This window comes from Mycobacterium spongiae (genome assembly GCF_018278905.1).
Taxonomy (GTDB): Bacteria; Actinomycetota; Actinomycetes; order Mycobacteriales; family Mycobacteriaceae; genus Mycobacterium; species Mycobacterium spongiae.
Window position 1 is genome coordinate 1,780,660 of record NZ_CP046600.1, and the last position, 12,497, is coordinate 1,793,156.

At 65.6% G+C, this 12,497-nt stretch carries 8 protein-coding genes; 6 read left to right on the plus strand and 2 right to left on the minus strand.

Going from position 1 to position 12,497, the window contains the following annotated elements:
* Nucleotides 1-19: 19 nt before the first annotated feature.
* The 4 genes from ftsY (at nucleotide 20) to F6B93_RS07225 (ending at nucleotide 5,774) form a co-directional block, all read left to right on the plus strand.
* On the plus strand, nucleotides 20-1,318 hold the full coding sequence (gene ftsY, locus F6B93_RS07210; protein ID WP_211698474.1) for a signal recognition particle-docking protein FtsY: 1,299 nt from the start codon (nucleotides 20-22) through the stop codon (nucleotides 1,316-1,318).
* A 143-nt stretch (nucleotides 1,319-1,461) separates the two neighbouring features.
* On the plus strand, nucleotides 1,462-2,895 hold the full coding sequence (locus F6B93_RS07215; protein ID WP_211698475.1) for an ammonium transporter: 1,434 nt from the start codon (nucleotides 1,462-1,464) through the stop codon (nucleotides 2,893-2,895).
* Nucleotides 2,892-3,230 carry a nitrogen regulatory protein P-II gene (gene glnB, locus F6B93_RS07220; RefSeq protein WP_211698476.1) on the plus strand — a complete coding sequence of 113 codons (339 nt, stop codon included), beginning with the start codon at nucleotides 2,892-2,894 and terminating at the stop codon, nucleotides 3,228-3,230. Before F6B93_RS07215 ends, glnB begins: the two co-directional genes overlap by 4 nt.
* 57 nt (nucleotides 3,231-3,287) lie before the next feature.
* The gene (locus tag F6B93_RS07225) at nucleotides 3,288-5,774 is read left to right on the plus strand and encodes a [protein-PII] uridylyltransferase (protein ID WP_211698477.1); all 2,487 of its coding nucleotides are present in this window, start codon (nucleotides 3,288-3,290) and stop codon (nucleotides 5,772-5,774) included.
* A 16-nt stretch (nucleotides 5,775-5,790) separates the two neighbouring features.
* On the opposite strand, the gene F6B93_RS07230 is transcribed toward F6B93_RS07225, so the two are convergent.
* The gene (locus F6B93_RS07230; RefSeq protein ID WP_211698478.1) at nucleotides 5,791-7,551 is read right to left on the minus strand and encodes a DEAD/DEAH box helicase; all 1,761 of its coding nucleotides are present in this window, start codon (nucleotides 7,549-7,551) and stop codon (nucleotides 5,791-5,793) included.
* Nucleotides 7,552-7,856: 305 nt separating this feature from the next.
* Nucleotides 7,857-8,948 carry a PPE family protein gene (locus F6B93_RS07235; protein ID WP_425518506.1) on the minus strand — a complete coding sequence of 364 codons (1,092 nt, stop codon included), beginning with the start codon at nucleotides 8,946-8,948 and terminating at the stop codon, nucleotides 7,857-7,859.
* Between the two features lie 865 nt (nucleotides 8,949-9,813).
* Between F6B93_RS07235 and ffh the strand changes: the two genes are divergently transcribed.
* Together ffh and F6B93_RS07245 are read left to right on the plus strand one after the other, a co-directional pair.
* A complete protein-coding gene (gene ffh, locus F6B93_RS07240; RefSeq protein WP_211698479.1) occupies nucleotides 9,814-11,391 on the plus strand; it encodes a signal recognition particle protein in 1,578 nt (525 codons plus the stop codon).
* Between the two features lie 7 nt (nucleotides 11,392-11,398).
* Nucleotides 11,399-12,475 carry an amidohydrolase family protein gene (locus tag F6B93_RS07245; RefSeq protein ID WP_211698480.1) on the plus strand — a complete coding sequence of 359 codons (1,077 nt, stop codon included), beginning with the start codon at nucleotides 11,399-11,401 and terminating at the stop codon, nucleotides 12,473-12,475.
* Nucleotides 12,476-12,497: the final 22 nt, after the last annotated feature.

The window sequence follows — 12,497 nt, forward strand, 5'->3', positions numbered from 1 at the left end:
GCCCTGGAAGGATGTCAGCGTGTCGGAAGGTCTGTGGATCGCTATCGCGGTCATCGCCGCCGTGCTCATCATTGCCGCCCTCGCCCTGGGTCTGGTCCGGTACCGCCGTCGCCGGATCAGTCTGTCGCCCAAGCCTCAAACCGACGCGGTCGACCGTTCGGGCGGCTACGCCGCGTCGTCGGGCATCACATTCAGCCAGACCACGCCCGCGGCAGACCGGATTGACACTGGCGGTCTGCCTGCAGTCGGCGACGATGCCACAGTTCCTCGTGACGCGCCCAAGCGTGCGATCGCGGACGTGCATCTCCCGGATGTGGTTCCAGAAGACGCGGTTGCAGAAGTGGTCCCCGAACTGGCCCCAGAAGTGGTCCCCGAAGCCCCAGAGATCGAGGCCATCGCGCCGCCGGACGGCCGTTTGGAACGCCTGCGCGGGCGCCTCGCCAAATCGCAGAATGCGCTGGGGCGCAGCATGTTGGGATTGATCGGCGGCGGGGACCTCGACGAGGAGTCCTGGCAAGACGTCGAGGACACCCTGCTCGTCGCGGACCTGGGGCCAGTCGTCACCGCCTCGGTCATGTCGCGCTTGCGCAGTCGGTTGGCAAGTAGCAACGTCCGCACCGAGGCCGATGCCCGGGCCGTGCTCCGCGACGTCCTCACCGAAGAACTGCATCTCGACATGGACCGCTCGATTCGTGCCCTACCGCATGCCGATCATCCGTCGGTGCTGTTGGTCGTCGGCGTCAATGGGACCGGCAAAACCACCACGGTCGGCAAGTTGGCACGGGTGTTGGTGGCCGACGGCCGGCGGGTAGTGCTCGGTGCGGCCGACACCTTCCGCGCCGCCGCCGCTGACCAGCTACAAACCTGGGCGGCTCGGGTGGGTGCCGAGGTAGTCTGCGGCGCCGAAGGCGCCGACCCAGCTTCGGTGGCGTTCGACGCCGTCGACAAGGGCATCGCCGCGGGCGCGGACGTTGTACTCATCGATACCGCGGGCCGGCTGCATACCAAGGTGGGCTTGATGGACGAACTGGGCAAGGTCAAGCGGGTGGTGACCCGTCGGGCCGCGGTCGACGAGGTGTTGTTGGTGCTCGACGCGACGATCGGACAAAACGGATTAGCGCAGGCCAGAGTGTTCGCCGAGGTGGTCGACATCACCGGTGCGGTGCTCACCAAGCTGGATGGGACGGCCAAGGGCGGCATCGTCTTCCGAGTCCAACAAGAGCTTGGGGTGCCCGTGAAGCTGGTCGGTCTTGGTGAAGGCCCCGACGACCTGGCGCCATTTGAACCGGCCGCCTTCGTCGATGCTCTGCTCGGCTAATGTGCGTTCACAGCAAGTTTTACGTTAATCCTTATGAAACACTGCGGCACTATTGCCGCAACAACTACTGCGCATCGTTCTGGATCAGGTCCGTCAGACTTCCATCTGGGGGCCAGCCGGTGCTGACTTGGAGGTGATAGCGAGTGGACCAATTTCCCATCATGGGCGTTCCTGATACTGGCGATACGGCCTGGATGCTGGCGAGCGCCGCGCTTGTCCTGTTGATGACGCCTGGTCTGGCGTTTTTCTACGGCGGCATGGTGCGCGCCAAGAGCGTCCTGAACATGATCATGATGAGCATCAGCGCGATGGGCGTCGTGACGGTGCTCTGGGCGCTCTACGGATTCTCCATCGCATTTGGTGACGATGTCGGCAACATCGCTGGCAGCCCGACCCAATACTGGGGCCTCAAGGGCCTGATCGGTGTCAACGGCGCCGCTGCCGATCCGGCCACCGGTACCGACGCAGTCAATATTCCGCTGGTGGGAACCGTGCCGGCGACCGTCTTTGTGGCCTTCCAGCTGATGTTCGCCATCATCACAGTCGCACTGATCTCCGGCGCCGTGGCCGACCGGATGAAGTTCGGGGCGTGGCTGTTATTCGCGGGATTGTGGGCGACGTTCGTCTATTTCCCGGTCGCGCACTGGGTGTTCGCTTTCGATGATTCTGTTGCCGAGCACGGCGGCTGGATCGCAAACAAGCTGCACGCGATCGACTTCGCCGGAGGCACCGCCGTCCACATCAATGCCGGTATGGCCGGCCTGGTGCTGGCGGTCGTGCTGGGTAAGCGCCGCGGCTGGCCGGCGACGCTGGTGCGGCCGCACAACCTGCCGTTCGTGATGCTTGGTGCCGGTCTGCTCTGGTTCGGCTGGTACGGATTCAACGCGGGTTCGGCGATCAGTGCCAACGGCGTTGCCGGGTCGACCTTCGTCACCACGACGGTCGCCACCGCCGCGGCCATGCTCGGCTGGTTGGTTACCGAGCGCATCCGGGATGGCAAGGCTACGACGTTGGGCGCGGCATCGGGCATCGTCGCGGGGCTGGTCGCCATCACACCCTCCTGCTCATCGGTCAACGTCCTGGGCGCGCTGGTGGTCGGCGTGTCGGCGGGCGTGCTGTGTGCGCTCGCGGTGGGGCTGAAGTTCCGGCTTGGCTACGACGACTCGCTGGACGTGGTCGGGGTGCACTTGGTCGGCGGTCTGGTGGGCACGTTGCTGGTGGGTCTGCTTGCGGCCCCGGAGAGCTCCGCTATCGATGGCGTTGACGGAGTATCAAAGGGGCTGTTCTACGGCGGCGGGTTCGCCCAACTGGAACGGCAAGCGATCGGTGCCTTCAGTGTTCTGCTCTATTGTGGAGTCGTCACCCTGATCCTGGCTTTGCTCCTGAAGTACACCTTCGGGCTCAGGCTTGACGCCGAGAAGGAAAGTACGGGCGTCGACGAGGCTGAGCACGCGGAGAGCGGCTACGATTTCGCAGTCGCGAGTGGTTCGGTCCTGCCCCCGCGGGGCAGCGTGGCGGATGCTCGCAACGGCCTGGATGAGCGAGTGGGCGCGAGAGTGGAGGTGGAGCCAAAATGAAGCTGATCACCGCGATTGTGAAACCGTTCACGCTCGACGACGTCAAGACGAGCCTCGAGGACGCCGGGGTCTTGGGCATGACGGTCAGCGAAATCCAGGGCTACGGGCGGCAGAAGGGCCACACCGAGGTCTATCGGGGTGCCGAATACTCGGTCGATTTCGTCCCGAAGGTTCGGATCGAGATCGTTGTCGATGATTCGGTTGTCGACAAGGTCGTGGACAGCATCGTGAGGGCTGCCCGCACCGGCAAGATCGGCGATGGGAAAGTGTGGGTCAGCCCGGTAGACACCATTGTGCGGGTCCGCACGGGTGAACGCGGACACGATGCGCTATGAAGGTAGCTGCACTGTATTGAACTAGTCCGGAACGGCCGGGCAGTCGCGAAACCAAGCATGGGGCTGCGCTGCCCGGAACCGTCCGCGACGCAGCTAGCGGGGGTCCTGAAAGTAGAACAGGCGGAGACTTTTTCTACGGCAGCCGATTTGGTTGCCGCACGCGGTGAGCTGTTGTCCAGCGACCATCGTCACTTGGCTCCGGCCGAGCTGCGGCTGGCGTGGCTGGATCTTCACGAGTCCTGGCTGAGCGCCAAGGCGGCCGAGACCGGCATCACCGACACCAGTGGCTTCGCGATAGTCGGAGTCGGCGGGCTCGGCCGCCGTGAGCTACTCCCGTATTCCGACCTGGACCTGCTGTTGTTGCATGACAACATGCCCGATGATGTGCTGGGACAGGTTGCCGATCAGTTGTGGTACCCGTTATGGGACGCCAATATCCGGCTCGACCACAGCGTGCGAACGGTCAGCGGGGCGCTGCGCATCGCCAATTCCGACATCATGGCCGCACTGGGCATGCTGGAAGCACGTCACATCGCGGGAGAGGAGCGGCTGTCGACGGAGCTCATCGATGGAGCCCGGCGGCAGTGGCGCAGCGGAATTCGTTCCAGAATAAGCGAACTCGTCGGCATGACGTATTCGCGTTGGCAGCGTTGCGGTCGAATAGCGCAGCGCGCAGAGCCCGATCTCAAATCGGGTCGCGGCGGCCTTCGTGACGTTCAGTTGCTTGATGCCCTGGCCTTCGTCCAGCTCATCGACCGCTACGGCATTAGCCAGCCCGACATGCCTGCGGGATCGCTGGACAGCTCCTACCTCACTTTGCTCGACGTGCGCACTGAACTGCACCGGGTATCCGGCCGGGAACGCGACCAGCTGTTGGCCCAGTTCGCCGACGAGATCAGCGCTGCCTTGGATATCGGTGACAGGTTCGACTTGGCCCGACTACTGTCGAACGCCGGCCGCACGATCAGCTACCACGCTGAGACCGGACTGCGGACCGCTGAGAACGCATTGCAGCGGCGCGGCCTCTCGGCGTTGGTGCGGCGGCCAAAGCGGCGGCCGCTGCACGAGGGCGTGGTCGAATATGGCCGGGAAGTGGTGCTCGCTCGCGAGGCTCAACCCGAACACGATCCGGGCCTGGTGCTTCGAGTGGCTGCCGCATCCGCCGTCAACGGGATCCCCATCGGTGCGGCCACATTGAAGCGTCTGGCCGACAGCGCACCCCAGCTACCGACCCCGTGGCCGCGTGAAGCACTAGACGACCTGTTGGTCGTGCTGAGCGCTGGCCCCACCACGGTAGAAACGATCGAAGCACTCGACCGGACCGGCCTCTGGGGCCGGCTATTGCCGGAATGGGGACCGATCCGCGACCTTCCCCCACGCGATATTGCCCACAAATGGACCGTTGACCGACACCTGATCGAGACCGCGGTTCATGCGGCGCCACTGGCCACCCGCGTGGCACGTCCAGACTTGCTTGCCCTCGGCGCCCTGCTGCACGACATCGGCAAGGGGCGAGGCACAGATCACAGTGTGCTCGGTGCAGAGTTGGCGGTTTCGATCTGCACCAGGCTGGGGTTGTCGGCCGAGGACACCGAGATGGTCTCCAAGCTGGTGCGACACCATCTACTGCTGCCGATTACCGCGACCCGAAGCGATTTGAACGATCCCGCGACCATCGAGGCGGTATCCGATGCGTTGGGCGGTGACCCGCAATTGCTCGATGTGCTGCGCACTCTGTCAGAGGCCGATTCGAATGCCACCGGTCCCGGAGTATGGAGCGACTGGAAGGCGTTGCTCATCGATGACCTGGTGCGTCGTTGCCGGATGGTCATGGCCGGTGAGCCACTACCCAGAGCCGAACCGACCCCACCCGACTATCTTGCGCTGGCAGCCGACCAACAGGTGCATGTGGAGATCAGACCAAGCGACAGCGAACGCATCGATGCGGTGATGGTTGCGCCGGACGAACCAGGCCTGGTGTCGAAAGCCGCCGCCGTGTTGGCGCTGAACTCGCTTCGGGTCCATTCGGCGTCGGTCAACGTTCACCCCGGTGGCGCGATCACCGAATTCGTTGTGTCCCCGCTCTTTGGTCCGCCTCCGGCGCCCGAACTGCTGCGTCAGCAGTTCGTCGGGGCACTCAACGGTGACGCCGACGTTCTCGACGCCCTGGAGAAGCGCGACAGCGATGTCGCGGGCGCGGCTTCGGTTCGAGCCGGACACGTGGAGGCCGGGGTGCCGGTGACGCGGTCGACCGCTCCGCCCCGCATCCTATGGCTGGACACCGCCGCCCCGAGCCAGCTTGTTGTGGAGGTCCGTGCGACGGACCGCACCGGTCTGCTTGCCCTCCTGGCCAGGGCACTGGAGCAAGCCGGAGCCGACATTGTCTGGGCGAAGGTCAACACCTTCGGGTCGACCGCGGCCGATGTGTTCTGCGTTCGGGCGCCGACTGCGCCCGGCAGCGCGCGAGCCGCGATCGAGCACCATTTGTTGGCTGTGCTGGGCACCCCTGCCGACGTGGTGCGCGACGAGCCGGGCGGCGAGTAGCCACGGCGGTCCACGGTCAGGGCCGCTCCGAGTTGAGTTGCCGCGCGGCATCGATGCGGGCTTTGAGCTGCTCACGGCTTGCAGCGGCGGTCGGAGGCCCTCCGCAGCGGCGGCGGAGTTCGTTGTGGATCCATCCATGTGGTTGGCCCGTGCGGTGGTGGGCTACCGATACGAGCGAATTGAGTTCGCGGCGCAGGTCGCGGATCTGGCCATGCACCGACTCCGACGTGCCCGGCGCCGCGGCCAAGGTTGCCGGCTGTTCGGTTCCTTGCTGAGTGTGGGCACGCTTTCGCAGTTGTTCGTCTTGGCGGCGATGCAACAGGGCGCGCATCTGCTCGGCATCCAGCAGCCCGGGGATGCCGAGGTAGTCAGCTTCCTCGTCGCTTCCGGCCGGTGTAGCGGTACCGAACGACGACCCGTCGAAGATGACCTGATCCAGCTCAGCGTCGGCGCCCAGCGAGGTGAAACCCTTGTCAGCATCACTCGGCTCGGTCTGTCGTCTGGCGGCGGGATCGGCGCCGAGAGGATCATCACTCGATTCGCGGTCTGGTGGGCTCAGCACGTGGTCGCGCTGGGCTTCCAGCTCAGTGGCCAGCTGCAGCAGTTTGGGCACCGACGGGACGAAGATGCTGGCGGTTTCGCCCGGTCGTCGCGACCGTACGAACCGACCGATGGCCTGGGCGAAGAACAGCGCTGTCGATGCGCTGGTGGCATAGATCCCGACCGAGAGGCGGGGGACATCAACGCCCTCCGAGACCATGCGCACAGCGACTAGCCAACGACCAGTGCCTTCGGCGAACTCGGTGATGCGCGCCGACGACCCTCGATCGTCGGAGAGGACAACTGTGGGCGTTTCCGATGTGATCGTCGTCAGCAGGCGTGCATAGGCGCGGGCTGCCGTGTGGTCCGAGGCGATGATCATGCCGGCAGCGTCGGGAACGTGCGTACGCAACCGGCGTAGCCGTTGATCGGCCGCCGCGATCACCGCGGGCATCCATTCACCGCCGGGATCCAGCGTGGTGCGCCACGCTCGCGCGGTCTGCTCGACAGACAGCGGCTCGCCGAGGCGCGCTTCGTGCTCCGCTCCGGCGCTATCCCGCCACCGCGCCTGGCCGGAGTAAGCGAGGAACACCACCGGCCGAACTACACCATCTGCGAGGGCCTCCGCGTAGCCGTAGGTGTGGTCAGCCCGGGAACGCAGCACCCCGTCGCTGCCGGGCTCATAGCTGACGAACGGGATTGGGCTGTCGTCGCTGCGAAATGGGGTGCCCGTCAGCGCCAGTCGGCGGGTGGCGTCACCGAACGCTTCCCGGATGGCGTCGCCCCAGGTCTTGGCGTCACCACCGTGGTGGATCTCATCAAAGATGACCAGGGTCCGGCGTTGTTCGGTGCGCACCCGGTGCAGCGTTGGATGCGAAGCAACCTGGGCGTAGGTCACCATCACGCCGTGGTACTCCGGCGAAGTCTGGGGATCAGAATTGGAGAACTTCGGGTCTAGGGCAATGCCGTGCGCTTGCGCGGCTTGGGTCCATTGGACCTTGAGGTGCTCGGTGGGCACCACGACACTGATCTGGTCGACAGTGCGATGGCTGAGCAGTTCGGCCGCGACCCGCAGCGCGAACGTCGTCTTGCCAGATCCTGGAGTAGCCACGGCCAGGAAATCCCGTGGCCCGGAGGCCAGGTACTTGACCATCGCCCGACGCTGCCAGCCGCGCAACGGCTGCGTGCCTTCGACCACGTTTCCGCTGTTGGGGGTGCGGCTGGCGGCATGCGGCATGGACACAGTTCCCCCCGGATAGATCCTCGGCTGCGCGTGTGTCGGTACCCTCTCGACACGGCCTGCACGGTTTGGTGGCGGCTGTGAAATCTAGCATGCCAAAGCTTTTCGGCGACGTTGCGCCGCGCCGGCTCGGCTGGCCGGCTGACCGCCGCCGGTGTTGTGTTCGCGATCACGCCGCCCGACAGCCGCGGCAAGGCGAATCTGTCAGGCGGGCCGGATCACCTGGTGACCCGATACAACATGTGACTGTCGACGACTCCTATTGCGCTTCAAGCGAATTAGGGGCACATGGCCCCTGGTCATCAGACCCCCACTCGCGGCAACACTCTCATCCGGGACTGTGCCATCTGAGCAAAACTGCCGCGGCTTATCACAGCGCTGGCGACCCCTGCGCCTCCACCCATCCCGGCCGGCACCATCGGCACCATCGGCACGTGGCTCGCGGCCCCTTCAACGCTCGTTGCGGCGCCAAGACCGGTCACCGCGGCCGGCATCGTGCCCATCCAGGCGGGCGGTACCGACATTCCTGCGATCGACCGAGCCTGACCAAGGCCTGCCGACAGACCACCACCAAGTCTTCCGCCACCGTTGATGATCGTAGCCGCCTTGCTGCCCAACTCCTTCATGGAATTGGATAGCTGGCCCGCGCCCGGCGCCTTGCCCGCCTTCATCATCATTTGGGCCGGCATCATCGCAAACTTGGCAACGGGGGCCGCTGCGTTGAGCGGCACAATAGAACTCACGACGCTTGCAGCTGTCAGCACGTTGGAAGCTGGGCCCGCCGCCGCGAGCTCTGCCGACGGGCCCGCCGATTCTGCGGCCGCGCTACCCACCGCCGCAAACTGCGAACTCGAACCGGCCAACTCCGAGGGCGGGGAGCTGAACGGCATCAAGGTCGACACTACGAATTCGGACCCCAACTGGTACTCCGCCATGGCGCCCACATCTTGAGCCCACATCCCTTCGTATTCCGACTCAGCAGCGGCGATCGCCGGCGTGTTCTGCCCGATGATATTCGTCATCACCAACGAGACGAGCAATGCCCGATTAGCCTCCACCATCGTCGGATGGACCGTCGCGCCCATTGCCGACTCGAACACCGTCGCCGCCGCGCGTGCCTGGTTGGCCGACACCTCAGCCCGCAAGGCCGCTGCACTCAACCATTCCACATACGGAATCGCGGCAGCGGCCATCGTCCGCGACGCCGCACCGGTCCACGGTCCAGAGGTCAGCTCGCTAACCACAGAGTCAAATGACAAGGCCGTGGCCCGCAAATCCGACCCCACAGCGTCCCACGCCGTCGCGGCCGTCAACATCGGCCCCGACCCAGGGCCTGAGAAGATCCGCATCGAGTTAATCTCTGGGGGCAGTCCTGCGTAGTCCAATACCAACACCCACCTAACCAGCCCGCCGCATGCGCGGCCCCAACACTCACAAACAAAAAGCAGCCCACCGCACCGTGAACTGCCAATCAGACTCGTGTGTAAAGATCGGGTAACAATCCACCACACCCAGAGGGCCAGGTCAGCTGTCCCCAGGAACTTCACAGATAAGTACCAGGCAAGCCGAGTACCTGGGTCTCATGACATTCCCCCCGGTGGTCAGACGCCTGGCAGCCCGCGGCTGACCGCCGTTCTGTGGGATCGACGCCGTCAGTGGCATGTACAGTTCGGGCAAAAGTCCTGGTAGAAGGCGTGTGAACGCCCGCGGCTGACCGCTGGGCTGCGACGGGATCTGCTCGACCGATCTCCCCGCACGCTGGGCAATTCGTCGGCGACGGGAGCCGCGCAGTCGCATACTGAGTGGGTGGCGGACGGGGGTCAGTTCAGGCTATAGTTCGCGGGTTTTTGACCTCTGCGGGAGCCGTAGATCGTGGATGCGGCTGCGGTTTTTGTGCTGCGGCAGGTAGTCGCCGGGTGACGGAGCCTACGGTGCATGATGCGCCGCCTTGGCGCAAGTCAGGGCAAATCGTGGCGCCCTGCGCCGGTCGCACAGAGACATCGGAAGCGGTTCGGCGCCGCGAGCTTCTCGAGCGGCTTCCCGGGTGGGCGAGCAAACCGTCGACCGCCTGACCGCCGTCTCAGTCCGCTACGCTCTTGCTGCGCCCCGCTGCGCGGGGCTGGCGATCACCACGGGTCCGATCTGGTGGTGACCCGCTGCGCCCCGCTACGCGGGGCTGGCGATCACCACGGGTCCGATCTGGTGGTGACCCGCTGCGCCCCGCTACGCGGGGCTGGCGATCACCACTAGGCTGGCGGGGTGTTTGAATCGCTGTCCGACCGGTTGACGGGGGCGCTACAGGGGCTGCGCGGCAAGGGTCGGCTGACCGCCGCAGATATCGATGCGACCACTCGCGAGATCCGGCTGGCGCTGCTGGAAGCAGACGTCTCACTGCCCGTGGTGCGGGCATTCGTCCACCGGATCAAAGAACGCGCCAAAGGCGCCGAGGTCTCCGGCGCCCTCAACCCGGCGCAACAGGTCGTCAAGATCGTCAACGACGAGCTCGTCGGCATTCTCGGCGGCGAGACCCGGCAGCTGGCATTCGCGAAGACACCGCCGACCGTCGTGATGCTTGCCGGACTACAGGGCTCCGGTAAGACCACGCTGGCCGGCAAGCTGGCCGCCTGGCTGCGCGGGCAAGGTCATACGCCGCTGTTGGTGGCGTGTGATCTGCAGCGCCCCGCGGCCGTCAACCAGCTGAAAGTGGTCGGTGAACGCGCCGGCGTCCCGGTGTTCGCACCGCATCCCGGCGCCTCGCCCGAGTCCGGTCCCGGCGACCCGGTCGCGGTGGCTGCGGCGGGGCTCGCTGAGGCTCACGCCAAACACTTCGACGTCGTCATCGTCGACACCGCCGGACGGCTGGGCATTGATGACGAGCTCATGGCCCAGGCCGCGGCCATCCGGGAGACCGTCAATCCCGACGAGGTGGTGTTCGTCCTCGACGCGATGATCGGCCAAGACGCTGTCGCGACCGCCCAAGCGTTCGGTGAGGGTGTCGGCTTCACCGGCGTGGTTCTCACCAAGCTCGACGGCGATGCCCGCGGCGGTGCCGCGTTGTCGGTCCGCGAAGTGACCGGCGTCCCAATCCTTTTCGCCTCCACCGGCGAAAAGTTGGAAGATTTCGACGTCTTCCACCCGGACCGGATGGCGAGCCGCATCCTGGGTATGGGCGATGTGCTGAGTCTCATCGAGCAGGCCGAGCAGGTCTTCGATGCCCAGCAGGCCGAAGAGGCGGCGGCGAAGATCGGCGCCGGCGAGCTGACGCTGGAGGATTTTCTCGAGCAGATGCTCGCCGTGCGGAAGATGGGCCCGATCGGCAACCTGCTGGGCATGCTGCCGGGCGGCGCGCAGATGAAAGATGCCTTGGCCGACGTCGATGACAAGCATCTTGACCACATCCAGGCCATCATCCGCGGAATGACGCCCGAGGAGCGGGCCGACCCTAAGATCATCAACGCGTCGCGGCGGCTGCGTATCGCCAATGGGTCGGGCGTTTCGGTGTCCGAGGTCAATCAGCTGGTGGACCGCTTCTTCGAAGCCCGCAAGATGATGTCGTCGATGCTCGGTGGCATGGGCATCCCAGGTGTTGGTCGCAAGTCCGCAACGCGCAAGAGTCGGGGCGGAGGCAAAGCCAAGACCGGCAAGGGAGGGAAAAAGGGCAAGAAGGGGGCGCGCGGTCCGACACCGCCAAAGGTCAAGAGCCCCTTCGGGCCGGGCATGCCTGGCATGCCCGGAGGGTTCCCCGATTTGTCGCAGATGCCCGAAGGCCTCGACGAGCTGCCGCCAGGCCTGGCCGACTTCGACCTGTCCAAGCTGAAGTTCCCGGGCAAGAAGTAGCCGCCCCGTGCGCCTGCACGTGCGGGGCCTGGGGCTGCCCGATGAAACCGCCACCGAATTGTGGATCGTCGACGGTCGCATCAGTGCCGAGCCGGTTGCCGGGGCCGACACCGTCTTTGACGGCGGCTGGGTCTTGCCCGGGCTCGTCGACGCCCATTGTCACGTAGGGCTCGGCCAGCAGGGCGCCATCGAACTCGACGAGGCGATCGCGCAAGCCGAGACCGAACGCGACGTCGGCGCACTGCTGTTGCGTGACTGCGGCTCACCCACCGACACCCGCAGCCTCGACGATCGCGAAGATCTGCCCCGCATCATCCGAGCCGGAAGGCATCTCGCCCGCCCCAAACGCTATATAGCCGGCTTCGCCATCGAGCTCGAAGACGAGTCGCAGCTGCCCTCGGTGGTTGCCGAGCAGGCCCGCCGTGGTGATGGTTGGGTCAAGCTCGTTGGTGACTGGATCGACCGCCAAATCGGCGATCTGGCCCCACTGTGGTCCGACGACGTGTTGAAGGCTGCGATCGGCGCCGCTCATGCCCACGGCGCGCGAGTCACCGCGCACGTCTTCAGCGAAGATGCGCTACCCGGCCTGATCAACGCCGGAATCGACTGCATCGAACACGGCACCGGGTTGACCGACGCCAGCATTGCCCTCATGGTCGAACACGGCACCGCTCTGGTTCCCACCCTGATCAACCTGGAAAATTTCCCGGGCATCGCCGACTCCGCCGTGCGGTATCCGATCTACGCCGCCCATATGCGTGAGCTCTATGACCGCGCCTATCATCGGGTCGCTGCGGCGCGAGAGGCCGGCGTGCCGGTGTACGCCGGTAGCGACGCCGGGAGCACCGTGGTGCACGGGCGGATTGCCGACGAGGTCGCCGCCCTCACCCGCATCGGGATGAGCGCCACCGAGGCGTTAGGTGCGGCGTGCTGGAATGCTCGTCGCTGGCTGGGCAGGAGAGGGCTCGACCATGGGGCATCGGCCGATCTGGTTTGCTACACCGAGGATCCGCGGCTGGGCCCGCATGTGCTCAACTATCCCGACGTGGTGATACTGCGCGGCAAGGTGTTTCGGCCCTGGTAGTGGCCCTTGTTGGCTGGGCGTT